Genomic DNA, 23,580 nt, shown 5'->3' with positions numbered 1-23,580 from the left:
GGCCAGTCCGACCGGAGTGCAGCCTCCCGCCGGACTGGCCGCCTCTCCGCAGGGCGGCTACCCCGGGCAGTACTCCCCCGCCGCGCAGCCTGCGGGCCAGGGCGGCTACCCCGGACAGGCGGCCTACCCCACCGCGCAGACGTATCCCGCTCAGGGCGGCGGCTACCCCGGCGCTCCGGCTTACGCCGCGGCAGCCCCGGCGCCGGCGAAGATCTCCGTGCTGGGCCTCGTCGGCCTCGGTCTCGCCGCCCTCGGCCTGCTCCTCGCCTTCACGCCGTTCACGGTCGTCTTCTCGTGGCTGTTCCTCGGCGCGGGCTTCATCGTGTCGCTCATCTCCCTGTTCCTGAAGGGCAAGAAGTGGCCGGGCATCACGGGCCTGGGCGTCTCGGTGCTCGGCGCGATCATCGCCGCGATCATGAGCTTCGTGTTCTTCCTCGGTGCCGTCGCCAGCCAGGTCGACCGCTCCGACTCGCTGCCCGACGACGGCTCCGACACGGGGACGAGCGACTCCGGCACGGATTCCGGAACGGACGACGGCACCGGCTCCGGCACGGTCGTCGAGGGCAGCCTCGGCGATCCGATCACCGTGACGCAGATGTCCGGCAGCGCGGAGCTGACGATCACGTCCGCCACCTGGGGCACCACCAACGGCTCGGACTTCGAGGCGACCAACGGCGGCTACCTGGTGATCGACCTCACGTGGGAGACGCTCGAGGGCACGACCTATGTGAACCCGCTGTACTTCTCGGTCGAGACCGCGGAGGGTGCCGAGGGCGACTACGACATCTTCGGCGATGCCACGCTCGAATCGAGTGAACTCCCGGCGGGTGAGACCACGCAGGGCACCGTGTCGTTCGACGTCGCCCAGAGCGGATCGTACGTCGTGATCGTCAGCGACGAGCTGTTCCAGGAGGTCGCCCGCGTGACCGTGGAAGCCACCGCGCGCTGAGCGCCGCCCGAAGAAGACAGAGGCACCGCTCATGACGACACCCGAGGGCTGGTACGACGACGGCTCCGGCAGCCTGCGGTGGTGGGACGGCCAGCAGTGGACCGCGCACGTCCGCAGCATCGACCCGAACCCCTCTGCGCCCGAGATCCCGGCGTCGTCGGGCGTACCGCAGCCTCCCGCCTCCACCGCGGGGACCGAGCCCGCACCCGCGGTGCCGACGCCCGCGATGCCGACGCCCGCGATGCCGACGCCCGCGATGCCGACACCCCCGGTGCCGCTCGCAGCCACCCCGGTCCAGGCGGCCTTCGAGCCGTTCGTGCCGCCGTCCTCGCCGTTCACCCCGTCCTCCCCGTACACGGCGCCCCCGTACGCCGCAGCCCCGGGGTCCGGAGCCACCGCGGCCCCGGGCAACGGAGCGGCCGTGCCACCGGGCCCCGGCTCCCCGGGCGCACCGACCGCCGCATCGAGCACGACCGCGCGGCGTCCGTCGATCCCCGGCCTGGTCGGGCTCGCGGTCGCGCTGGTCGGGGTCGTGCTCGCGTGCGTGCCCCTCACGGCGCCGATCGGATGGGTCGTCGTGGCTGCCGGCTTCGTCGTGTCGCTCGTCTCGCTGTTCCTGCGGGGAACGAAGTGGCCGGGCATCGCCGGGCTCGCCGTGGCCGTGCTCGGCTCGACCCTCGCTGGCGCGGTCGCCCTGATCGCGGTCGGGCTCACGTCGGTCGAGGCGTCCGGAGACCCGGTGCCGTCGCCGAGCGCGCCGGCGACGGAGTCCGGTTCGCCCGTCGACCCGTCGACGATCGACGGCGCCGAGATGGTCGCGTTCGAAGACCTCGAGGTGGGCGATTGCCTCCCCTACGTGGACTACACCGGCGAGGACACGATCTTCGAGCTCCCGGTCGTGCCGTGCGATCAGCCGCACACCGACGAGGTGTACTTCATCTACGAGGTCGACGACCAGACCTTCCCCGGCGAGAGCGCACTGCTCGACGAGGCGTGGGACGGCTGCCTGGCGCAGTTCGAGGGATTCGTCGGCGTCCCGTACGAGCAGTCGGAGCTGGACTTCTACAGCTACCAGCCCACGAAGGCGTCATGGACCCGTGCGGGCGACCGCGCGATCCAGTGCATCGCCTACAGCTACGACGATGTGACCGGCACGCTGCGCGGCGCCGCTCGCTGACCGCCGCACACGACGAAGGCCCCGGAGCGATCCGGGGCCTTCGTGCGTCAGTCGTCGTCGTCGCGGCGCTTGCGCCAGCGGATGCCGGCGGAGATGAAGTCGTCGAGGTCGCCGTCGAACACCGCGGCGGGGTTACCCGACTCCTGCCCCGTGCGGAGGTCCTTCACCAGCTGCTGGCCGTAGAGGAAGTAGGAGCGCATCTGGTCGCCCCAGCTCGCGGTGATGTTGCCCGCCAGCTCCTTCTTCTTCGCCGCTTCCTGCTCCTTCTGCAGCAGCAGCAGGCGGTTCTGCAGCACGCGCATGGCGGCTGCCCGGTTCTGGATCTGCGACTTCTCGTTCTGCATCGACACGACGATGCCGGTCGGGAGGTGCGTGATGCGCACGGCGGAGTCGGTCGTGTTGACCGACTGCCCACCCGGGCCCGAGGAGCGGAACACGTCGACGCGGATGTCGTTCTCCGGGATGTCGACCTCGGTGGCCTCCTCCATCAGCGGGATCACCTCGACGGCGGCGAACGACGTCTGCCGCTTGTCGGCCGAGCCGAAGGGGCTGATGCGCGCGAGGCGGTGCGTGCCGGCCTCGACGGAGATCGTGCCGAACGCGTAGGGGGCATCGATCTCGAAGGTCGCCGACTTGATGCCCGCACCCTCGGCGTACGAGGTGTCCATCACCTTGACGGGGTACTTGTGCCGCTCAGCCCACCGCAGGTACATGCGCATGAGCATCTCCGCGAAGTCGGTGGCGTCGTCGCCACCCGCCCCAGAGCGGATCGTGACGATCGCGCTGCGCTCGTCGTACTCGCCGTCGAGGAGCGTCTGCACCTCGAGCTGGTTGATGAGGTCGGTCAGGGTGCCGAGCTCGTTGCGCGCCTCGATGGCGGAGTCCTCGTCGCCCATCTCGTTGGCCAGGTCGACGAGCACCTCGAGGTCGTCGAGGCGCTGAGCGATGCCGGTGATGCGCGCGAGCTCGGACTGACGGTGGCTCAGCGCACTCGTCACCTTCTGCGCGTTCTCGGTGTCGTCCCAGAGGTCGGGCGCACCGGCCTCCTCGCTGAGTCGCGCGATGTCCTCGCGCAGACGGTTGACATCGACGACCTCGCTGATGTCGCCGAAGGTGTGCCTGAGCGCCTGGATTTCGGCGGAGAGATCTAGTTCGAGCATGACACCTCAGCCTAACGTGCCGCCCGCGCCCGCGGGGACGCCGTCGTCGGGTGCTGCTCCCGCGCGGGAGTAGCGTGAGCAGGGTGAGCAGCGCATCCACCGTCCTTCGTCAGTTCGGACCGATGGTGTATCTGCCCACCGTCCTCTTCGCTCTCGGCGAGGGGGCCGTCATCCCCCTGATCCCGGTGATCGCCGCGTCGATGGGCGCAGACGTGGCGACGGCGGCGCTGGTCGCGTCGGCGCTCGTGGTGGGACAGCTCTGCGGGAACCTCCCGGCCGGCTGGGCCGTGGGCCGCATCGGCGAGCGATACACGATGGTGATCGCCGGAACGGCGGCGCTGCTGTCCGGAGCGGGCATGCTGTTCGCGCCGTCGCTCGGCGTGCTCGCGGCCTCCGTGTTCGTGCTCGGGCTGTGCGCGGCCGCGTTCGGGCTGGCGCGGCACGCGTTCATGACCACGCGCGTACCCCTGCCGTTCCGTGCGCGCTCACTGTCCCTGTTGGGCGGCAGCTTCCGTCTGGGCATCTTCATCGGCCCGTTCGTCGCCGCGGGGCTTCTGCAGCTGTTCGGCAGCGAGTCCGCGGCGATCTGGTTCTTCGCCGTCTGCCTCGTGGTGATGGTGCTGCTCGTGCTGTTCGGGCCGGACCCGGAGGCCACGATCCCGCCGGTGCGTTCGACCGAGCGTTTCGTGGAAGACAGCGGAGAGGCCGTGAGCGGCTCGATCCCGACGATCGAGCGCGCGGGCATCTTCCAGACCATGTGGCGGCAGCGCCGACTGCTGTCACGGCTCGGTCTCGCCGCCGCGTCTCTGTCCGCCGTCCGCTCCGCCCGGCAGGTGGTCCTGCCGCTGTGGGGCCTGTCGCTGGGGCTCGACGCGTCGACGATCGCGCTGGTCGTCGGGGTCTCGGGCGCGATCGACTTCGCCCTCTTCTACGCGAGCGGGCAGGTGATGGACCGGTTCGGGCGGCTGTGGGCGGCCATGCCGGCGATGCTGCTCATGGGTGTCGGGTTCCTCGCTCTGGCCTTCACCCACGACGGGGATGCCGCGGTGCTGTGGTTCGGGATGTTCGCCGCCGTCCTGGGCGTGGGCAACGGGCTCTCCAGCGGCATCCTGCTCACGCTCGGCGCCGACGTCGCCCCGGAGCGCGAGCCCGCCGCCTTCCTCGGCTCCTGGCGCACCCTGACCGATGCCGGCGGCGCCGTCGCCCCGCTGCTCGTCTCCGCCATCACCGCGGTGTCGACGCTCTCCGTCGCCGCGGGCGCCATCGGCGTGATCGGACTGCTCGGCGCTGCCGGTTTCCTCCGGTGGATCCCCCGCTTCGTCCCCCGCCCGGATCCGCCCGACGAAGCGTGAGGCCCCGGCTGGTCACCGCAGGGCGGTGCGGCTCGTCGCGGTCGCCTGCAGCGTAAGGCCCTCCGGCACGAACGGCGACACGAGCGGTGGATGCCACGCCGTGCGAACGGTCACGCGCGCCGAAGCCCCGTCCGGGGAGGTCGCCGACACCAGCACCTCGTCCCCGCCCGCACCGTCCACGAGCGGCCGGGCCTGCGCCGCCACCGCCTCGTCCGTGAGTTCCGCGCGCGGCGTCTCCCCCTGCACCGTGAGGACGAAGCCGTCGGTTCCGGCGAGCGCGGCCGCATCGGCGAGGGCGTCCAGGCGCTTCTGGGCGATGTACAGGTCGGTGGCGCAGGCGCACACGAAGATCACGGCGAGCGCGAGCAGCACGTAGCCGAGCACGAGCAGCAGCACGCTCCCCTCCTCCGCGTCCGTGCCCCGGGCGGCGTCCCCCGCCTTCACTCGGCACCCCACTGACGCGACACCTTCTGCGCCGACACGGCCTCGATCGGCACCGACACGGCTCTGTCCAGGCCCAGGACCGCGGGTACGAACGGCAGGCGGACGCTGGTGGCGACCGAGACCATGACGGTCGCACCGGCGGAGGGGCACGGAACGCCCTGTGGACGACACGTCACGGCCAGTTGCACGTCGTCGTCGTCGATGCCGTACTGCGATGCGATGCTCGACAGCACCGCATCGCCCTGGGAGGCGGCCGTCCTCGCGTCGGGAGCGGTCGCGATCACGCGCGCCGCGTGCCGGGCGGCGGCCTCGACCCCCAGCGTCTGCTCCTGAACGGAGCCGAGCACGATCACCAGATACAGCAGCGGCACGAGCATCAGAACCCCGGCGGCGATGAACTCCAGGGAGCTCGAGCCGCGATCATCCCGCATCGAACGACTCCGCCGGTGCGTGAGCCTCGACCTGCAGCCCATACGGCACGCCGATCAGGCCGAACACCGGCAGGCTGGTCCTCACCCGCACGTCGACCGACTCCCGGTCCGCGACGCGCGACGTCCCGACGGCGACGTCCTCCGCGTAGGCGGAGCCGATCGCGCGGGTGATCACATCCTGCGTGCGCTGCTTCCCCTCGCCGAGCGAGACGTCTGCGAGGGCCGCGTAGTAGGCGCCCTCCACCGCCGCGTCGTGCACCACGTTGCGCACGTAGACCGCGAGCGCCAGCTGCAGCACCGCGAGGGTGAGGGCGGTGAGGAGCGTGCCGACCAGGACGAACTCCACCGGGTTCGACCCGCGGTCATCGATCACGGCCGCACGGAGGGGCACGTCAGAGACCCGACACCCGCTGGATCGCCTGCTCGAACAGCGAGGTCAGCGCGGGCCCCGCGACGGCCCAGATCACCACGACCAACCCCGCCGTCATGAGTGTCACGAGCACCCAGCCGGGGACGTCTCCCCGTTCGTCGTCGGCCAGGGCACGGAGCGGAGAACGCAGGCGTGTGATCATGCCGTCAGTCTGCCCGGGAGCGCCCACCCGCGTCCGCGGTTATCCACAGGCCGTGCGCCCGGCGCGTCAACCGAGGCCGAGCCGCAGGATGAACAGCCCGGGATAGATCGCGAACACCACCGACAGCGGCAGGATCAGGAAGACCAGCGGCAGGAGCATCAGGATCTCCTTGCGCCCCGCCTGCTCGATGAGGGTGCGCTTGGCCTCCTCGCGCGCGTCCCCGGCCTGGGCGTGCAGCACGGCGGCCAGCGGTGCTCCGTGCTCCAGTGCGGCGACGATCTGGTCCACCGCGCGCGAGAGGCCGGGCAGCTCCAGCCGTGCGGCCATATCGCCCAGCCCCTCCGCGAGCGTCGACCCGGTCCCCACCTCCAGCACGACGCGGCGCAGTTCCCCGGTCAGCTCACCCGACCCCACCCCGGCCACGCGCCGCACCGCGTCGAGGAAGCTCTCGCCGGCCGAGAGGCACAGCGCCAGGAACTCGAGGGTCGTCGGTAGTTCGTCGGCGAGCCGCGTGCGCCGAGCCCTGACGCGGGCGGAGAGCTGCATGTCGTAGCCGATCGCGGCCGTCGTGCCGGCGAGCAGCGGGATCACACCGACCGGCACCGACCAGCGACCGGTGAGCACGAGCACGATCACCGCGATCGCACCGGTCGTGATGCCCGCCAGCGTCCAGGCGAGCTGTCTGCCCCGGAACGCGACAGGACTCAGCGCCGACCCCGCCTGCGCCAGGCGCTTGCGCAGCACGTCGCCGTCGCCCACCAGACGCTCGAGGGCATCGCGCACCCGCTCGCCCGGCGAGCTCCGGTGCGCGGGGAGGCGTCCGACGCCCGGAAGCGCCGTCGCCGGCAGCCGCTCATCGTCCACCACGTCGCGCACGTAGGGGGCGATCCGAGACATCAGCGATGCCGCCCGCCACCGAGGCAGCCGCGCGAGCAGAAGGAGGACCCCGGCCGCGAAACCGCCTCCCAGCAGGACCGCGGCCGCGAGCGCCGTGATCCCGGTCATCCGAACCACCGCCGCGGCTCGGGGAGACGCCCGATGCGGACCATGATGCGGAAGGCCGCGACCGACACCACGGCGCCGACGCAGATCACCACCACCCCCTCGGGGGTGCCGTAGGCCTTGGCTCCCTCGGGTCGCAGCACCAGCAGCGTCAGGATGACCCAGGGCGCGACCGCCCCCAGCACCGCGGCCCCGCGGATCCACGACTGCCGTGCCTCGACCTCTCCGCGCAGCGCCGCATCCGCCCTGACCGACGCCGACAGGGCGCGCAGCACCCCGATCAGCTCGGTGCCCCCGACCTGCCGCGCCATCCGCAGGGTCTCGACGATGCGATCGCCGATCGGGTCGGCGAGCGCATCCTTCAGCCGGTCGAGGCTCGACTCGAACCGGCCACTGCCTTCCAGGTCCCGAGCGAACGCGCGGAAAGCGGGGCGGAGTGCGGGCGGTGCGGACTCGCCGAGCGACGCCACCGCGTCCGGGAGCGACAGCCCGACCCTGATCGACGCGATCAGCAGATCGCACACGTCGGGCCAGAGCTGCCGGCGCAGTCGCCGCAGCCGCCGCCTCCGGCCGCGCAGGAAGGCGACGGGGGCGACCCCTCCCGCGAGGATCGCCAGCGCGGCGAGCACCGTGACCCCGGTCATGAGCCAGACGATCGATCCGGCGATGAGGGCCGCCGCGCCGATCGCGGCGATCAGCGCCGAGGCGGGAAGCGCGGGAAAACCGGCCTCCTCCCCGAGCCGTGTGAGGCGCCCCTGAGCAATCGCACGCGGCGCCCGGCGCTCCGCCGGCCAGAGCCAGGGCGAGAGCACCAGGAGCAGGCCCGCCGCCAGCATCGCCCCGAGCAGCACGCTCACGCCTGTGCTCCCCCGACGAGGTCCGCGAACGACGCCACCCGGTCCCGCGCTTCCGCGGTCGCGTCGTACACCGTCCGGCACTGCACGCGACCGTCGCGGACCTCGCCGGATGGGGTGAGGATCTCGCGGACGCGGCGTCGTCCTTCCCGATCCCGCTCGCAGTGCACCACGAGGTCGATCGCGGATGCCAGGGCGGGAGCGATGAAACCACGGTCGATGTTCCGTCCGGCGAGCAGGGGCAGCAGGCAGAGCTTCTCGATCGCCTCGACCGCGCTGTTGGCGTGCACCGTGCACGCCCCCGGCACGCCGGTGTTGAGCGCCAGGACGAGGTCGAGAGCCTCGGCGTCGCGCACCTCGCCGACCACGAGCCGATCCGGGCGCATGCGCAGCGCCTCCTTCACCAGCCGTCGCAGGGTGATCTCCCCCGTGCCCTCCAGACTGGGCTGCCGTCCTTGCAACGCCACCACGTCGGGCCCGCCGACCGCGAGCTCGAAGGTCTCCTCCACCGTGACGATGCGCTGAGACGACGCGCACGCCGCGAGAAGCGCCCCGAGGATCGTCGTCTTGCCCGCGTGCGTCGCCCCGGACACGATCACGGTCGCCCCCTCGCGCATGGCGGTCGCCAGCTCCGCCGCCGTCGCGGGCGGCAGCGAGCCCTGCGCGACGAGCTCGTCCAGCGTGCGATGCCCGGTGAGGAATTTGCGGATGTTCACGCTCCACGCGCCGCGCACCACGTCGGCGATCGCGACGTGCAGCCGAGAGCCGTCGGGCAGCGACGCGTCGACGAACGGCTGGCCGATGTCGACGCGGCGTCCCGAGGAGTGCAGCATGCGCTCCACGAGGTCGCGCACGACGGTCTCGTCGAGGCGCAGGCCGGTGCGCTCGGATGTGCCGCCGCGGGCCACGTGCACGCCGCCGTCGCCGTTGACCCAGATCTCCTCGATGTCCGGCGCATCGAGGAGCGGCTGCAGGACCCCGAAGCCGCCGACCGCGGCGAGCACCTCCCTGATGCACGCGGTCTCGTCGTCCACGGGCTCCGCCCCGCGCGCCAGCGCGAGATCGTCGTAGCGCCGCACCTCCGAGCGCGCGATGGATCTCGCACGCTCCGGGTCGTCGGCCGGGTCGACGCCCTCGGCACGCAGGCGACGACGGACGTGTTCGGCGATGGCCGTGGAGGGATGGATCACCTGAGCATCCTGACAAGGATCGCCGCGGCCCCTCCGGAGTTATCCACACCGCCCTATCGACCACCCCCGGGCGCTGTCAACCGTGTCGCGGCAGGTCCCACCCGCCGCCTACGCTGGGCCGACGAGCCGCGAGGAGACGACGTGCAGCGCGCCACACCAGCCACCCCCGACCCCACCGTCACGGTGGTGATCCCGGTCAAGGACGACGCCGCCGAACTGCACCGCTGCCTCACGGCACTCGCCGCGCAGACGCGCGCTCCGGACGAGATCCTGGTGGTGGACAACGCCTCCACCGACGCGTCCGGCGCGGTCGCGTCCGCTCATGGCGTGCGGCTCATCCACTGCGCGACACCCGGCACGGCCGCGGCGAGCGCAGCCGGCTACGACGCCGCGTCGGGAGACGTGCTCCTGCGTCTCGATGCCGACTGCATCCCGGACCGGCAGTGGGTCGAGGTCATGCTCGCGGCCTGCGTGCGCGACCCCGGGGTCGCGGCGTGGACCGGGGGCGCGCTCTTCCTCGATGGACCGCGACTGCTGCGCCGCCCGCTCGCGACCGCGTATCTGCTCGCCTACGCCCTGGTGTGCGGCAGCGCCCTCGGACATGCACCGCTGTTCGGCTCGAACCTCGCGCTCCGGCGCTGGGCGTGGCGCGACGTGCGCGACCGCGTGCACCGCGACGACCCCGAGGTGCACGACGACCTCGACCTCGCGTTCCACCTCGGCGAACGCCACCGCATCCGCTCGGCGCGCGAGGCGGGGATGGGCATCTCGATGCGTCCCTTCCACAGCGGCCGTTCGTTCGCCCGCCGCGTGCACCGCGGCGTCCGCACGGTGCTGATCCACTGGCCGGAGGACTTCCCGCCCGTGCGGTGGACGCGGCTGGCCCTGCGCCGCACGCTGCATCGGCTCGGCGTCCCCGCTCCAGCGAGGTGGCGGTCGTGAGCGCGCCGCTCCTCGGCCGTCCGCGCGACACCGAGCTGCTGATCATGAGCGTCAACGTGCGCCGCGACCTCGGTGTGCTGGCGGTGCGGGCGGCCGACCGCTGGGCCACCCGCCGGGACCACGTCGCCGCGATGCTGCGCCCCGAGCAGCCGACGGTGCTCGCGGTGCAGGAGGCCCTGCCCACGCAGGCGCGTGCGATCCGGGCGGCCCTCGGCCCCGCGTACGGCTCGATCGGCCACGGTCGGCGTCCCGGTCCCCGCGGCGAGGGATGCCCGGTGTTCTACGACAGGGAGCGGCTCGAGCTGCTCGACGGATGGCAGCGCGCGCTGTCCGACCGTCCCGAGGTGCCGGGCTCGATCGCGTGGACGAGCGTCCTGCCGCGGGTCGTTGTGGGCGCGCGGTTCCGCGACCGGCGCTGCGGGGTCGAGTTCACGCTCCTCAACACGCACCTGGACGCGTTCTCGCCGTGGGCCCGGAGGCGGCAGGCCGCAGAGGTGCACGCCGCGGCGGTCGCAGCGGGGACTCCGGTCGTCGTCACCGGAGACCTCAACGCGGCCGAGGGCTCGGCGCCGTGGCGGGCGCTCACCGCGGACGGGGTGCTGCGCGACACCTGGCGTGTGGCAGACACCAGGGCGACGCCGGCGTGGGGCACGTTCGCGCACTACCGGACGCCCCGGGTCGGCCGACGCATCGATGCGATCCTCGCGTCCGCGGAGGTGCACGTGGTCCGGGCGGGGATCGATCCGCGGCAGCACGGCGGCGGCTGGCCGTCGGACCACCTTCCGGTTCAGGCCCTGGTCGACCTCGCTCCGCCGGCACCGGGTCCCCTCGGGGAGGGCGCATGAAAGACGACTTCCTCCGCCCGCCCCGCACCGTCGCCGAGTACGCGGCCGACGGCGTGCGGGCGGTCGGCATGCTGAGCGTGATCATCGCGGCGATCTGGTCGACCCCCACCGACGCGGGCGTGCTGGCGTTCGCGCTCCCGGCCCTCATGCTGCCCCGAGCGCTCGGCTTGCGCGGGGGAGCCGATCTCGCGGTCGGAGCGATCGTGCTGATCGCGGCCGTGAGCAACGTGTTCGACCTGTACCGCTCGCTGCCGGGCTGGGACCTCGTGGTGCACTTCCTCTGCACGGGTGTGATCGCCGCCACCGGCTACGTGGTGCTCGCGCGCCTCGGCATCGTCCCTCCCCAGGGCTCCCCCGCGTTCCGCCCGCGTCTCCCGCTCGTCGTCTGCCCGCTCATCGGACTCGCGGCCAGCGCGCTGTGGGAGATGGTCGAGTGGGCGGGCCGCACGTTCATCACGACGGAGATCTTCGTCACCTACGAGGACACGATCGGGGACATGGCGATGGGCGGGCTCGGCGCCCTGGTCGCGGGAGCCGTCGTCGCGGTGGTCGGACTCGAGCGCGATCCGCGCCGCTGAGACGGGAAACTGCGGGCCGATCCCCAGAGTGGAGCTCGGCCCGGGTCAGTAGACTGAACCCACCGCGCGGGAGTGGTGGAATTGGCAGACACGCAGGATTTAGGTTCCTGTGCCTCACGGCGTGTGGGTTCAAGTCCCACCTTCCGCACGACGGGTGCTGTGGCATCCCTCATCGCACTACCGCCGACAATTCACGACCGACGGGACCCCTTCCGTGCTCGAAAGCATGCTGCACGCACCGACCGCCCTCATCCCCTGGCTGGATCCGCAGACGATCATCGCCGCGGCAGGGCCCTGGGCACTGCTCGTCGTGTGCTTCATCGTGTTCGCCGAGACCGGGCTCCTGGTCGGCTTCCTGCTCCCCGGTGACACGCTCCTGATCATCGCCGGGCTGCTCACCCACACCAGCAACGTCTTCGGCGTGAACATCTGGGTCGTCACGCTCCTCATCGCGCTGTCGGCATTCATCGGCGGCGAGGTCGGCTACTACATCGGCCACAAGGGCGGTCCGGCCATCTTCGAACGCAAGGAGTCCGGCCTCTTCAGCAGGAAGAACGTCGAGCGCACCAACGCCTTCTTCGAGCGGTTCGGCGGCATCACCGTGATCCTCGCCCGCTTCGTCCCCATCGTGCGCACCTTCGCCCCGGTCGCGGCCGGCGTGGGCCACATGCCGTGGCGGCGCTACACCCTCTACAACCTCATCGGCGCGATGCTGTGGGGCTTCGGACTCACGATGGTCGGCTACCTGATCGCGTACATCCCCTGGGTGCGCGACCTCGTCGTCGACTACATCGACGTGATCCTCCTGATCGCCGTCGGTGGCACGGCCGCGGTCACGCTGTGGCACTACCTCACGGAGCGTCACAAGGCGAAGAAGGCCGCGGCGGCGGGCGAGGATGTGGTGACCGACCACCGCGAGGCCGAGGAGCTCGCCCTCGATCCCGAAGTGTTCGACCGCGCGCCCGACCTGGACGGCGACGGCAAGCACTGACCCGGTCCACCGGGTCCGGCACGGTCAGCCGGCGCTCTTCGCGCGCTTCTCCTTCGACCGCGCCACGCTCGCCCGCAGGGCCTCCATGAGGTCGATCACCTCGCCGCCGTCCGCCGCCTTCTCGGTGTCTCCGAAGGTCTCCGCGACATCGAAGGTCTCCCCCGCGTCGATCTTCGCGTCGATCAGGGTCCGGAGCTCCTTCTGGTACTCGTCGACGAACTCCTCGGGGTCGAAGTCGGCGGAGTAGCTGTCGACCAGGGAGGACGACAGCTCGAGCTCCTTCTTCGAGATCCGCACGTCCTCGTCGAGCGAGGGGAACTCCGCCTCGCGCACCTCGTCCGACCAGAGCAGCGTCTGCAGCACCAGCACCTTGCCCCGCACGCGCAGCGCCGCGAGTCGCGTCTTCTGCCGCAGGGTGAAGCGCACGATCGCCGTGCGGTCGGTCTGCTCGAGCGTCTTGCGCAGCAGCACGTACGCCTTGGGCGACTTCGAATCCGGCTCGAGGTAGTAGGGCTTGTCGAGCGTGAGCGGGTCGACCTGGTCGGACGGCACGAACTCGACCACGTCGATCTCCCGGCTCTTCTCCGCCGGGAGGGCCGCGAGGTCGTCCTTGGTGAGCACGACCGTCTGTCCGTCCTCCACGTAGGCGCGGTCGATGTCGGAGTACGCGACGGTCTCGCCGCACACCTCGCACGTGCGCTGATAGCGGATGCGCCCGCCGTCCTTGTCGTGCACCTGATGCAGCGGCACGTCGTGGTCCTCCGTCGCCGAGTACACCTTGACCGGGACGTTCACGAGCCCGAACGTCAGCGCGCCCTTCCAGATGGTCCTCATCCCACCAGTAGACACCAGCCCCACCTGTCACGACCAGCCCTTGACTACGCTGGGCCCATGGTGGGAGAGGCGCAGGTCGTGCAGATCGACGGCCGACGGCTGCGCGTCACGAACCTCGACAAGATCGTGTACCCCGCCACCGGCACCACCAAGGGCGAGATCATCGCCTACTACACCGCGATCGCGCCGCAGCTGCTGCCGCTCCTGCACGGTCGCCCCGTCACCCGGAAGCGCTGGGTAGAGGGGGTGGGGACCGCAGAGGCCCCGGCCGACGCGTTCTTCACGAAGCAGCTCGAACCCGGCGCCCCGGAGTGGATCGCCCGCCAGGCCATCCAGCACTCCGACGGACCGAAGGAGTATCCGCTGGTCGACGACGTGCCGACGCTGGTGTGGCTCGCCCAGGTGGCCGCGATCGAGCTGCACGTGCCGCAGTGGCGGTTCACGGCGGACGGTCTGCCCGGACGCCCCGACCGCCTGGTGCTCGACCTCGATCCCGGTCCGGGCGTCGGACTGCCCGAGTGCGCCGAGGTCGCCCGCCTGGCCCGGGTGCTCCTGCAGGGCATGGGGCTCGATCCGCTCCCGGTGACCAGCGGCAGCAAGGGCATCCACCTCTACGCCGCCCTGCCAGGGGAACAGACAAGCGCCGAGGTCTCCGCGGTCGTGAAGGAGCTCGCCCGCATCATCGAGAACGAGCACCCCGACCTCGCCACCAGCGTGATGTCGAAGGCCGTCCGCGGCGGGCGCGTGTTCCTCGACTGGAGCCAGAACAACGCCAAGAAGACCACGATCTCCCCGTACTCGCTGCGGGGGCGCGAGCGGCCGTGGGTCGCGGCGCCGCGCACGTGGGACGAGCTCGACGATCCGGGGCTCGCGCACCTCGAACTCGACGAGGTGCTGGCACGGGCCGCCTCGGGCATCGATCCGCTCGCATCGCTCCACCCGTCCCCCCACACCGCCGCTCCGGTCGCGGCGCCTCCCGCGCGCGAGTCCGCGGTCGCCGCCACATCCCGGCCGGCCGAGTCCCCCGCCCGCAAGCGGCGCCCGCTGGCCACCGCCGCCGCGCCCACCGCGGGCACCACACTGCCCTCGCTCGACCCGATGCTCGCCGAGACCGGCACGCCGGCGCTCGCTCGGGGCCTCAGCTCCCCGTCGTGGGTCGAGGTGAAGTGGGACGGGATCCGCGCGATCGGCACCTGGCGCGACGGTCGCATGCTGCTCCACGCCCGGCGCGGCACCGACATCACCGCGCGATACCCCGAGCTCACGGCCGATGGGGCGCCGTTCCTCCCGGTCGACGAGGCGATCGTCGACGGGGAGATCGTCGCGTTCGACGCCCACGCACGGCCGAGCTTCTCCCTGTTGCAGAACCGGATGCACCTGACCCGCCCGCGCGAGATCGAGCGCGAGGTGGTGCGCACGCCCGTCGTCTACATGCTGTTCGACCTGCTCCGGCTCGACGGGCACGACCTCACGGGCATGCCGCTGCGCGAACGCCGCACGCTGCTGGAAGACCTGGTCGCCGACCTCGAGGCGCCGGTCCAGGTGCCGCCGGTGTTCGACGACGTGGACGCGGCCCTCGGCGCGAGCGACGAGTTCGGTCTCGAGGGCGTCGTGGTCAAGGACCCCGCGTCCCGCTACCGCCCCGGCGTCCGCTCACCGTCCTGGCTCAAGCTGAAGAACACGCGCATGCAGGAGGCCGTGATCGTGGGCATCCGTCCGGGCAAGGGCGAACGCGACGGCACGCTCGGGTCCCTGCTGCTGGCCGTGCCCGACGAGGGAGAACTGCGCTACGTGGGACGGGTCGGCACGGGGTTCAGCGACCGGATGCTCCGCGAGCTGATGGCGCGCCTCGAGCCGCTGCGGGTGTCCGCTCCGCCGCTCGACGGCGTGCCGAGGCCCGACGCCTCGGACGCGCTGTGGGTGCGACCGCAGCTCGTGGGCGAGGTCGAGTTCGGCAACTGGACACCGGACGGCATCCTGCGTCACGCGCGGTGGCGGGGCCTCCGGCCGGACAAGACCCCCGACGAGATCACCGTCGAGGAGTGAGCGCCGCCCGCCGCGTCACGCGTGGTGCGGCTCGCAGTCCGACTGCTCGGCTGGCTCGATCTGGAAGGTGGAGTGCGCCACGTCGAAGTGGTCGGCGAGGCACGACTGCATCTCGGCGAGGAGAGCGGCGGAGCGCCCGTCCGCCAGGAGCGCGGGCTCCACACTCACGTGGGCGGTGAACACCGGGGCTCCGCGCGTGAGCTGCCACACGTGCACGTCGTGCACGCCGACCACCCCTGCATAGCCGAGCAGGTGTGTGCGGATCTCGCTGACGGCCGTGCCCTTCGGAGCCGATTCGGACAGCACCGAGAAGACCTCGCGCAACAGCGAGATCGCCCGCGGGATGATCATGGCCGCGATGAACAACGAGGCGATGGCGTCGGCCGGCATCCAGCCCGTGAGCAGGATCACGGCGGCCGCGACGATGACGGCCAGCGAGCCCAGCAGGTCTCCCATCACCTCCAGGTAGGCCCCGCGCACGTTGATGCTGGTCTTCTGGGCTCGGCTGAGCAGCCACATCGACACGGCGTTGGCCACCAGGCCGACGACCGCGACGACGAGCATGAGACCGCCGGCGACCTCCACCGTGTTCGGATTCAGCAGGCGCTCGACCCCCTGGACGGCCACCACGGTGGCCAGCGCGATCAGGATCACCGCGTTGACCAGCGCGCCGAACACCTCGGCGCGCTGGTATCCGAACGTCCGACGGTCGTCCGCGGGTCGGGCGGCGACGGTGGCCGCGATGAGCGCGATCACGAGCGCGGAGGCGTCGGTGAACATGTGGGCCGCGTCGGCGAGCAGCGCCAGCGATCCGGTGAGCAGAGCGCCGACCACCTGCACGATCATGACCGTGGCGGTCAGCGTCAACGAGATGGCGAGCAGGCGTCTGCTGCTCGCCGAGCGGAGACCGCCGGGCGCGGGCGCGTGATCGTGCATGCCTCCAGGCTAGACCGGGGATCGCCCCGGAACGGCCGATCCTGGCTAGTCGGGAAGGGTAACGATTCTCACCGTCAGCAGGACTTCTCCGCGGCCGCCCAGGTCAGAGTCCCGCGAGCAGGGGCATCAGGGCGGTGAAGGCGCGGGCGCGGTGCGACTGCGCCTGCTTCTCCTCGGCGGTGAACTCCCCGACCGTGCGCTCGGCTCCCGCGTCCTGGCCGTCCGGGACGAACACGGGGTCGTAGCCGAAGCCGCCGTCGCCGGACGCCGCGTGCGCGAGCCGCCCCGGCCAGATCCCCTCGACCACGTGCTCGGCTCCACCCGGGACCACGAGCGCGATCGTCGACGTGAAGTGTGCGGCTCGGTGCGGGTCGGCGATGTCGCGGAGCTGGTCGAGCAGCAGCTCCCGGTTCGCCACCGCGTCCTTCTTCTGTCCGGCCCAGTACGCGGAGAACACACCGGGTGATCCGCCGAGCACGTCCACGCAGATGCCCGAGTCGTCGGCGAGCGCCGGAAGCCCGGTGTGCGCGGCTGCCGCCCTGGCCTTGAGCAGCGCGTTCTCCGCGAAGGTCACGCCGTCCTCCACGGGCTCGGGACCGTCGTAGCCGACCACCTCCAGGTCGGGCCTGGCCTGGGCGACGATCTGCTGGAACTCCTCGACCTTGTGCGGGTTGTGGGTCGCCAGGACGACGCGCACGGTCACTCCCCCGCCAGCGCCGCGAGCTGCCGCGCCTTCAGGTCTTCGCAGCCCGCGAGTCCCAGCTCCAGGAGCGCGTCGAGCTCGCGCTTGTCGAATGGCGCCCCCTCGGCGGTGCCCTGCACCTCGACGAACAGGCCGCGACCGGTCACGACCACGTTCATGTCGGTCTCGGCGCGCACGTCCTCGACGTACGCGAGGTCGAGCAGGGGCTCGCCGTCGACGATCCCGACCGACACCGCCGCGACCGAGTCGAGCAGCGGCGTCGAGTTGCGCCCGATGAACTTCTTCTCGCGGCCCCACTCGATGGCGTCGGCAAGGGCGACGTAGGCGCCCGTGATGGCCGCCGTGCGGGTGCCGCCGTCGGCCTGCAGCACGTCGCAGTCGATCACGATCGTGTTCTCGCCGAGCGCCTTGGTGTCGACCACGGCGCGCAGGGCACGGCCGATGAGCCGCGAGATCTCGTGCGTGCGACCGCCGATGCGACCCTTCACGCTCTCGCGGTCGTTGCGGCTGTTGGTCGCGCGCGGGAGCATCGCGTACTCGGCCGTCACCCAGCCCTTGCCCTTGCCGGTGAGCCAGCGCGGCACGCCGTTCGTGAACGAGGCGGTGCACAGCACCTTGGTGCCCCCGAAGCTGATCAGGGCCGATCCCTCGGCCTGCGCGCTCCAGCCGCGCTCGATGGTGATCTCGCGCAGCTGCGAGGCGGAACGGCCGTCGGCACGGACGATGTCGGTCATGGGCTTCTCTCGGTTCGGGACGGGCGAGCGGATCAGCGCGCGTCGAGCGCGGGGTCGGGGAGGGTGATGACGCCGGTGTGGACGAGCTGCACGTCGCGCACCTCGCGGCCCATCAGCCGGTTGGCGAGCGCGGTGAAATCGTCGGCCGAGTCGCCCGTCGCCTCGTAGACGTAGGTGGCGGTGGCATCCGCAGGGGCCAGCAGATCGCCGCGCACGAGCTGACGGTAGACGTCGCCGGCCGTCTCGTCATCGCTCGACACGAGGGTCACGCCTTCGCCCATCACGTAGCTGATGGCACCCCGGAGGAACGGGTAGTGCGTGCAGCCGAGGACGAGCGTGTCCACGTCGGCCTCTCGCAGCGGCGCGAGGTACTCCTCCGCGACGGCGAGCACCTCCGGGGTTCCGGTGACCCCGGCCTCGACGAACTCGACGAACCGCGGACAGGCGGCCGTGAAGACCTGCAGGCGCTCGTTCACCTCGAGCATGTCCTGGTACGCGCGGGAGCCGATCGTGCCGACCGTGCCGATCACGCCGACCCGGCCGTTGCGCGTGGTCGAGACGGCTCGGCGCACCGCGGGGCCGATGACCTCCACCACCGGGACGTCGTAGCGCTCGCGCGCATCGCGCAGCATCGCCGCCGAGGCCGTGTTGCAGGCGATCACGAGCATCTTCACGCCCTGGTCGACCAGGGTATCGAGCACCTCGAGAGCGTAGCGGCGCACGTCGGCGATCGGCTTCGGGCCGTAGGGCGAGTGCGCGGTGTCGCCGATGTAGACGAAGGATTCTCTGGGCAGCTGGGCGCGGATGGCCCTGGCCACCGTGAGCCCGCCGACACCGGAGTCGAAGATCCCGATCGGCGCGTCATTCATGACTCCCCAGCCTACCCGCGCGCGGCAGGGCCCGCGTATCGCGGCTCACTATGCTGGGCGGATGACCACGTCGACGGCGCTGCTCACCGACCGTTACGAGCTCACGATGCTCGCCGCCTCGCTCCGGGACGGCACCGCGTTCCGTCCGAGCGTGTTCGAGCTGTTCTCGCGTCGGCTGTCCGGCGGCCGACGCTTCGGCGTCGTCGCGGGCACCGGGCGCCTGCTGAGCCTCCTCCGCGACTTCCGGTTCGGCGACGACGAGCTGCGCTTCCTGCGCGACGAGCAGGTCGTCGACACCGAGACGCTCTCCCACCTCGAGCGTTACCGCTTCACGGGCTCGGTCCGCGGGTACCGCGAGGGCGAGCTCTACTTCCCCGGCTCCCCCATCCTCACGGTGGAGGGATCTTTCGCGGATGCCGTCGTCCTGGAGACCCTCGCGCTGAGCGTGCTCAACCACGACTCCGCGGTCGCGACGGCCGCGGCGCGCATGAGCATCGCGGCCGGTGAGCGACCGCTGGCCGAGATGGGATCTCGCCGTGCGGCCGAGCGCTCCGCCGTCGCCGCGGCCCGCGCCGCCTACATCGCGGGTTTCACCGCCACGAGCAACCTGGAAGCCGGCCGCACGTGGGGCATCCCCACGATGGGCACGGCGGCGCACTCCTGGACGCTGCTGCACGATTCCGAGGAGGACGCCTTCCGCGCCCAGGTCGCGAGCATGGGCGTCGACACCACCCTGCTGGTCGACACGTACGACATCCGCAGCGGCGTCGAGACGGCGATCCGCGTGGCAGGAACCGAGCTGGGCGGCGTCCGGATCGACTCCGGTGACCTGCCGATCGTGGCCGCCGAGGTCCGCGCACAGCTGGACGAGCTGGGAGCGACGGGAACGCGCATCACCGTCACCAGCGACCTCGACGAGTACGCGATCGCCGCTCTCGCCGCGTCACCCGTCGACGCGTACGGCGTCGGCACCTCGGTCGTGACCGGGTCCGGCTACCCCACTGCGAGCATGGTGTACAAGCTGGTCGCGCGGCAGGATGCCGACGGAGCCTGGATCGGGGTGGCCAAGGCCTCCGCCGACAAGGCGTCGTTCGGGGGGCGGAAGGCAGCGTTCCGGACGCTGTCCGACGGCGTCGCGACGGCGGAGACCGTCGTCGTCTCGGACGGGTTCGAAGAGCTCGACACGCCCGCTGAGCACGCGGACGGCCGGCCGCTCCAGGTCACTCTCGTCGAGGACGGCGACATCGACACCGCGCACGAGGGTGTCGCCGGGACGGCGGCCGCCCGCGCACATCACCTTCGCGTGCGCGAGGAGCTGCCGGTGCGCGCCCTGGCGCTCAGCAAGTCCGACCCGGCGATCCCGACCGTCTACCTCGAGGCCGACTGAGGTCAGCCGACCATCGACTCGTAGATCTCCTTGCACGTCGGGCAGATCGGGAACTTCTCCGGATCGCGGCCCGGCGTCCACTTCTTGCCGCAGAGAGCGCGCACCGGCTTCCCGGTGATCGCGGACTCGAGGATCTTGTCCTTCTTCACGTAGTGCGAGAAGCGCTCGTGGTCGCCCGGTTCGAGGTTCTCCTCCCGGAGGAGCTCTTCCAGTTCGCGATCAAGCGTTGCCACGCCGCCCTGATCGGGGCTGTCCAGCGGAGTACTCATTCCGCGATTCTAGCCGCGTCGTGGGGCCGGTGGGCGGCCGTCACGCGGTCTCGACGAACTCCATGAGCCGCTCTCCGCTGTGCTCGAAGATGCGCCCGCCGAGCACAGCCCCGGCGACGAGCACGATCGCGCCGGTGAACAGCCCCACCCAGAACGCCGCGGGCGCGAACGCCGAACCGGAGACGATCGTGGCGGCGAAGAGCCAGATCGTCGGCACGCTCAGGACGATGGATCCGAGGAACGCCGCGGCGGGGCCGTAGGCACCGTGGGACGTCGGCCGCTGCGGCTGCTGGAAGGGGCTGTCCCCGGGTCGCGACACCGCGTACGGTGCGACCACCGACACCACGCTCGAGATGCCGAGGGCGCACAGCAGAAGACTGACCGCGAGACCCACCAGCGGAAGGAGGAGGGTCCAGCTCCCCACGAGCAGCAACGACAGCGGCACCGCGATCGCGAGCACCGGGACGGCCACGAGGAGCACCGGGACGAGCCGTCCGAGGCGGTCGGGAAGGCCGCGTACCCCGCTCGCCACGTGCGTCCACAGCGCGGTCGAGTCGTAGGCGATGTCGTTGTGGGGCAGCCAGCCGAAGAACAGCGCCATCACCGGAACCGGGATGAGGGCCGCGATCTCGATCGGGACACCGGCGACGATGAGCGGCAGCACCGTCAGCACCCCGGCGACGGGCACGACGATCACGTTCATGATGTAGCGACGGTCCCGCAGCCAGTACACGAGGCTGCGCGACGCGATCGCTCCGAAAGCGTTGGACGGCAGCAGGCCGAACCAGCCGAGGCCCGTGCGCTCCCGTGCCGTGACGGGCCGCTCGGTGGTCGTCAGCAGACGACGGACGAACCACGCCCAGACGAGGGCGAGGGCGATGGCCGTGACCACAGCGACGGCACCGCTCGCCCACGCCGTCCCGGTCTCTCCTGCCGCCGCGGCGAACGCAGAGGCCGGAGCCGCAGCGAACGGAGTGACACCGATCACCGACGTGAGCGTCGCAATCGACGCGGGCACGTCACCGTCCCATCGCAACGAACCAAGGAACACGGCGACGGGAAATGCGATCACGATCAGGGCGAGCGCGAACAGGGCGGTGAGCTCCCTCGATCGACGCTCCGGGAGCAGCATCGCGTTCAGCGCCATGCCGATCCGGGCGATCAGGGCCGTGATGAACAGGCCGAGCAGAGACATGATCACCGCGAGTGGCCACGGCGCGCCCGCCTCGATCGCGACGATGCACACGCTGGCATAGACGGCGAGAAGGGCGAGGCTCGGCACGCTCACCAGCGAGGCGAGCATGAGCACCCAGGGCAGTCGGCGCTCGTCGACGCCGAACACCGCGAACCGACGGGGGTCGAGCTGGTCCACCGCCCCGACCAGCAGCGGCCCCACGAGGAAGCCGAGCAGCACCGCCGCACCGCCGAGCACGGTGACCGCGCTGGCGACCGGCACGGAGGCGTCGGTCAGGCTGAACACCGCGACGCAGACCACGACCGTCACGGCGACGACGGCCCCGAAGGACAGCAGCGTGCGGATCCGGCGTTCACCGCGGAGTGCGCCGAGGAGGAGCGCGAACCTCAGTCGGAGAACGTGTGCAGCCATTCCAGCCCCTCCACCTCGCCGCTGGAGCCCGCGAGCTCGACGAAGCGCGATTCGAGGGTCTGCCCCGCGCGGACCTCGTCGATCGTCCCCTCCGCGAGCACCTCGCCGTTGACGATGATCGCCACACGCGAGCACACCCGCTCGACCAGGTCCATGCCGTGGCTCGACAGGATCACGGTGCCCCCGTGGGCGACGTAGGCGCGGAGGATGTCGAGGATGACGGCGGATGACACGGGGTCGACCGACTCGAAGGGCTCGTCGAGCACCAGCACGCGGGGCGAGTGGATCATCGCACCGGCGAGCATGATCTTCTTCGTCATACCCGCGGAGTAGTCCGACACCACGCGGTTGAGCGCGTCTCCGAGATCGAAGGCGCGAGCCAGATCCGCGGCGCGCTTCTCGATGACGTCAGCCGCCAGCCCGCGAAGCAGTCCGTAGTAGTAGAGGAGTTGTCGGCCGGTCAGGCGGTCGAAGGTGCGAAGGCGATCGGGAAGCACTCCCATGACGCGCTTGGCGGCGAGAGGGTCGACGGCCTGGTCGATGCCGCAGATCACGACGCTCCCCTCGTCGGCGCGCAGCAGCCCCGCGACGATCGAGAGCGTGGTGGTCTTGCCCGCACCGTTCGGTCCGACGATCCCGTAGAACGAGGCGGCGGGCACCGACAGGTCGATGCCGTCGACGGCGCGGTTGTCGCCGAACTGCTTCACCAGGCCGCGGATGCGGATCGCCTCGGTGCTCGGCTGGTCCTCACGGGAACCCTCGGCACGCAGCGGCGGCTCCTGCGAGGTCTCCGGATCGACGACGACGACTGAGTCGTCCGTCAGCGCGTCGGCTGTGGGGTTCGGCACGGGCTCCACCGCATCGGCGGGCACGGGAACGGCTGTGCTCTCGGCGGTCGGCTCGAGCTCTGCGACGATGGTGTCCGCGCCCGGATCATCGGACGCCGCTTCACCCACAGAGCCGGCGGACATCGGAGCTACCGTGTCGTCCGCCACCACGGTGGCGGACGCAATCGCGACGCCCTCACCGTCCACGGCGGGCGTCTCCGTGACGGTCTCGAGCGCGGCAGCCCCGTCGGCCGCCGCCTCCTCGCCGGTCCCCTCGTGCGTCGCCTGCTCGGCTGCGGCCTTCTCGGCTGCCGCCTTCTCAGCTGCGGCCTTCTCGACCGCGGCTTTCTCCGCTGCGGCCTTCTCGGCTGCGGCCTTCGCGGCAGCCGTCTTGGCCGCCGCTGTCTTCGCCGACGCGGAGCGCGCCGTGCTCTTCGCCGCTGCCGACTTGGCCGCCGCCGCCTTCGCCGCCGCCGTCTTCGCAGCGGTCGCTGTGGACGTCGCCGCCCGTGGGGACGTCGGCGTGGCCGCCGCGTTCTTCACCGCCGCCGCCCGGGAGGCGCCGGCCTGTCGGGGTCGCGCGGGTGTGCGCGCTGCCGTGTTCCTCGCCGCCGCGAGTCGCGCCGCATCGGCGCTGCGCGCTGCGGGCGACACGGCTGAAGCATCAACGCTGCCCTTGGGCGTCGGCTCCACCACGACCTCGAGCGACGCGGCGGCATTTTCTGCGGCCGCCTTGGCCGGTGCCGCCGTTGCGCTGACGCTCTTCGCCGATGCGGAGGTCTTCGCCGCCGCAGCCTTCGATGCCGCAGCCTTCGATGCCGCAGCCTTCGATGACGAGGCCTTCGATGACGAGGCCTTCGATGACGAGGCCTTCGATGACGA

At 71.6% G+C, this 23,580-nt stretch carries 25 protein-coding genes, 1 tRNA gene and 1 pseudogene; 11 read left to right on the top strand and 16 right to left on the bottom strand.

Going from position 1 to position 23,580, the window contains the following annotated elements; translation table 11 throughout:
• Both DW297_RS06705 and DW297_RS19320 read left to right on the top strand, forming a co-directional pair.
• A partial coding sequence (locus DW297_RS06705; protein ID WP_136030655.1) for a DUF4352 domain-containing protein occupies positions 1-949 on the top strand: 949 nt, incomplete at its 5' end.
• A gap of 31 nt (positions 950-980) precedes the next feature.
• Entirely contained in the window at positions 981-2,126 is a 1,146-nt protein-coding gene (locus DW297_RS19320; RefSeq protein ID WP_136030653.1) for a DUF2510 domain-containing protein, read from the top strand.
• Between the two features lie 47 nt (positions 2,127-2,173).
• Here the strand turns inward: DW297_RS19320 and prfB are convergent, their stop codons facing one another.
• Complete coding sequence (gene prfB / locus DW297_RS06695) at positions 2,174-3,286, bottom strand: peptide chain release factor 2 (RefSeq protein WP_136030651.1); 1,113 nt, start codon at positions 3,284-3,286, stop codon at positions 2,174-2,176.
• 122 nt (positions 3,287-3,408) lie between these two features.
• Here prfB and DW297_RS06690 point away from each other — a divergent pair, with 122 nt between their 5' ends.
• Positions 3,409-4,638 (top strand): MFS transporter, encoded by a 1,230-nt coding sequence (locus tag DW297_RS06690; RefSeq protein WP_136030662.1) that lies wholly within the window; start codon positions 3,409-3,411, stop codon positions 4,636-4,638.
• A gap of 12 nt (positions 4,639-4,650) precedes the next feature.
• Here the strand turns inward: DW297_RS06690 and DW297_RS06685 are convergent, their stop codons facing one another.
• The 7 genes from DW297_RS06685 to DW297_RS06655 all read right to left on the bottom strand — a co-directional run bounded on the left by DW297_RS06685 (position 4,651) and on the right by DW297_RS06655 (position 9,131).
• Entirely contained in the window at positions 4,651-5,082 is a 432-nt protein-coding gene (locus DW297_RS06685) for a hypothetical protein (protein WP_136030649.1), read from the bottom strand.
• Positions 5,079-5,513, bottom strand: coding sequence for a TadE family protein (locus DW297_RS06680; protein WP_240744539.1), 435 nt, complete (start codon positions 5,511-5,513; stop codon positions 5,079-5,081). Before DW297_RS06680 ends, DW297_RS06685 begins: the two co-directional genes overlap by 4 nt.
• Complete coding sequence (locus DW297_RS06675) at positions 5,503-5,904, bottom strand: TadE/TadG family type IV pilus assembly protein (RefSeq protein WP_240744538.1); 402 nt, start codon at positions 5,902-5,904, stop codon at positions 5,503-5,505. The genes DW297_RS06680 and DW297_RS06675 overlap by 11 nt, the downstream gene beginning before the upstream one ends.
• Before the next feature lies 1 nt (position 5,905).
• Entirely contained in the window at positions 5,906-6,085 is a 180-nt protein-coding gene (locus DW297_RS06670) for a hypothetical protein (RefSeq protein ID WP_136030645.1), read from the bottom strand.
• Between the two features lie 66 nt (positions 6,086-6,151).
• On the bottom strand, positions 6,152-7,090 hold the full coding sequence (locus tag DW297_RS06665) for a type II secretion system F family protein (protein WP_136030643.1): 939 nt from the start codon (positions 7,088-7,090) through the stop codon (positions 6,152-6,154).
• The gene (locus tag DW297_RS06660) at positions 7,087-7,944 is read right to left on the bottom strand and encodes a type II secretion system F family protein (protein WP_136030641.1); all 858 of its coding nucleotides are present in this window, start codon (positions 7,942-7,944) and stop codon (positions 7,087-7,089) included. Before DW297_RS06660 ends, DW297_RS06665 begins: the two co-directional genes overlap by 4 nt.
• On the bottom strand, positions 7,941-9,131 hold the full coding sequence (locus DW297_RS06655; RefSeq protein ID WP_240744537.1) for a CpaF family protein: 1,191 nt from the start codon (positions 9,129-9,131) through the stop codon (positions 7,941-7,943). The genes DW297_RS06660 and DW297_RS06655 overlap by 4 nt, the downstream gene beginning before the upstream one ends.
• A 141-nt stretch (positions 9,132-9,272) precedes the next feature.
• On the opposite strand from DW297_RS06655, the gene DW297_RS06650 reads away from it, so the two are divergent.
• From DW297_RS06650 to DW297_RS06630, 5 genes are all read left to right on the top strand, one after another.
• Positions 9,273-10,073 carry a glycosyltransferase family 2 protein gene (locus DW297_RS06650; protein ID WP_240744536.1) on the top strand — a complete coding sequence of 267 codons (801 nt, stop codon included), beginning with the start codon at positions 9,273-9,275 and terminating at the stop codon, positions 10,071-10,073.
• Entirely contained in the window at positions 10,070-10,918 is an 849-nt protein-coding gene (locus DW297_RS06645) for an endonuclease/exonuclease/phosphatase family protein (protein ID WP_205828241.1), read from the top strand. Before DW297_RS06650 ends, DW297_RS06645 begins: the two co-directional genes overlap by 4 nt.
• Entirely contained in the window at positions 10,915-11,496 is a 582-nt protein-coding gene (locus DW297_RS06640; RefSeq protein WP_136030637.1) for a hypothetical protein, read from the top strand. Before DW297_RS06645 ends, DW297_RS06640 begins: the two co-directional genes overlap by 4 nt.
• 66 nt (positions 11,497-11,562) lie before the next feature.
• Positions 11,563-11,644, top strand: a tRNA-Leu gene (locus tag DW297_RS06635).
• Between the two features lie 78 nt (positions 11,645-11,722).
• Complete coding sequence (locus DW297_RS06630) at positions 11,723-12,487, top strand: DedA family protein (protein WP_136030635.1); 765 nt, start codon at positions 11,723-11,725, stop codon at positions 12,485-12,487.
• Positions 12,488-12,511: 24 nt separating this feature from the next.
• Here DW297_RS06630 and ku read toward each other — a convergent pair whose 3' ends face one another.
• Complete coding sequence (gene ku / locus DW297_RS06625; RefSeq protein WP_136030633.1) at positions 12,512-13,321, bottom strand: non-homologous end joining protein Ku; 810 nt, start codon at positions 13,319-13,321, stop codon at positions 12,512-12,514.
• A 57-nt stretch (positions 13,322-13,378) separates the two neighbouring features.
• Between ku and ligD the strand changes: the two genes are divergently transcribed.
• The gene (gene ligD, locus DW297_RS06620) at positions 13,379-15,367 is read left to right on the top strand and encodes a non-homologous end-joining DNA ligase (RefSeq protein WP_136030631.1); all 1,989 of its coding nucleotides are present in this window, start codon (positions 13,379-13,381) and stop codon (positions 15,365-15,367) included.
• A 15-nt stretch (positions 15,368-15,382) separates the two neighbouring features.
• On the opposite strand, the gene DW297_RS06615 is transcribed toward ligD, so the two are convergent.
• The 4 genes from DW297_RS06615 to murI all read right to left on the bottom strand — a co-directional run bounded on the left by DW297_RS06615 (position 15,383) and on the right by murI (position 18,609).
• Positions 15,383-16,303 carry a cation diffusion facilitator family transporter gene (locus DW297_RS06615; RefSeq protein ID WP_136030629.1) on the bottom strand — a complete coding sequence of 307 codons (921 nt, stop codon included), beginning with the start codon at positions 16,301-16,303 and terminating at the stop codon, positions 15,383-15,385.
• A 103-nt stretch (positions 16,304-16,406) separates the two neighbouring features.
• Positions 16,407-17,006, bottom strand: coding sequence for an RdgB/HAM1 family non-canonical purine NTP pyrophosphatase (gene rdgB / locus DW297_RS06610; RefSeq protein ID WP_136030627.1), 600 nt, complete (start codon positions 17,004-17,006; stop codon positions 16,407-16,409).
• The gene (gene rph / locus DW297_RS06605; protein WP_136030625.1) at positions 17,003-17,740 is read right to left on the bottom strand and encodes a ribonuclease PH; all 738 of its coding nucleotides are present in this window, start codon (positions 17,738-17,740) and stop codon (positions 17,003-17,005) included. Before rph ends, rdgB begins: the two co-directional genes overlap by 4 nt.
• Before the next feature lie 32 nt (positions 17,741-17,772).
• On the bottom strand, positions 17,773-18,609 hold the full coding sequence (murI, locus tag DW297_RS06600; RefSeq protein WP_136030623.1) for a glutamate racemase: 837 nt from the start codon (positions 18,607-18,609) through the stop codon (positions 17,773-17,775).
• A gap of 61 nt (positions 18,610-18,670) precedes the next feature.
• On the opposite strand from murI, the gene DW297_RS06595 reads away from it, so the two are divergent.
• The gene (locus tag DW297_RS06595; RefSeq protein ID WP_136030621.1) at positions 18,671-19,996 is read left to right on the top strand and encodes a nicotinate phosphoribosyltransferase; all 1,326 of its coding nucleotides are present in this window, start codon (positions 18,671-18,673) and stop codon (positions 19,994-19,996) included.
• Positions 19,997-19,998: 2 nt separating this feature from the next.
• Here the strand turns inward: DW297_RS06595 and DW297_RS06590 are convergent, their stop codons facing one another.
• The 3 genes from DW297_RS06590 to DW297_RS06580 are packed head-to-tail and all read right to left on the bottom strand — an operon-like array spanning position 19,999 to position 23,241.
• Complete coding sequence (locus DW297_RS06590; protein ID WP_028503536.1) at positions 19,999-20,265, bottom strand: DUF3039 domain-containing protein; 267 nt, start codon at positions 20,263-20,265, stop codon at positions 19,999-20,001.
• A gap of 40 nt (positions 20,266-20,305) precedes the next feature.
• Entirely contained in the window at positions 20,306-21,871 is a 1,566-nt protein-coding gene (locus tag DW297_RS06585; protein WP_136030619.1) for a hypothetical protein, read from the bottom strand.
• Complete coding sequence (locus DW297_RS06580) at positions 21,847-23,241, bottom strand: ABC transporter ATP-binding protein (protein ID WP_342589024.1); 1,395 nt, start codon at positions 23,239-23,241, stop codon at positions 21,847-21,849. The genes DW297_RS06585 and DW297_RS06580 overlap by 25 nt, the downstream gene beginning before the upstream one ends.
• Here DW297_RS06580 and DW297_RS06575 point away from each other — a divergent pair.
• Positions 23,222-23,580 (top strand): annotated as a pseudogene (locus DW297_RS06575) (hypothetical protein); the annotation flags it as partial. The gene DW297_RS06580 and the pseudogene DW297_RS06575 overlap by 20 nt on opposite strands.

The sequence above is a fragment of the Microbacterium sp. PF5 genome, assembly GCF_004794315.1.
GTDB classification, from domain to species: domain Bacteria; phylum Actinomycetota; class Actinomycetes; order Actinomycetales; family Microbacteriaceae; genus Microbacterium; species Microbacterium sufflavum.
The sequence above is the reverse complement of the archived record's forward strand: the minus strand, read 5'-3'. Positions and strand labels throughout refer to the sequence as shown.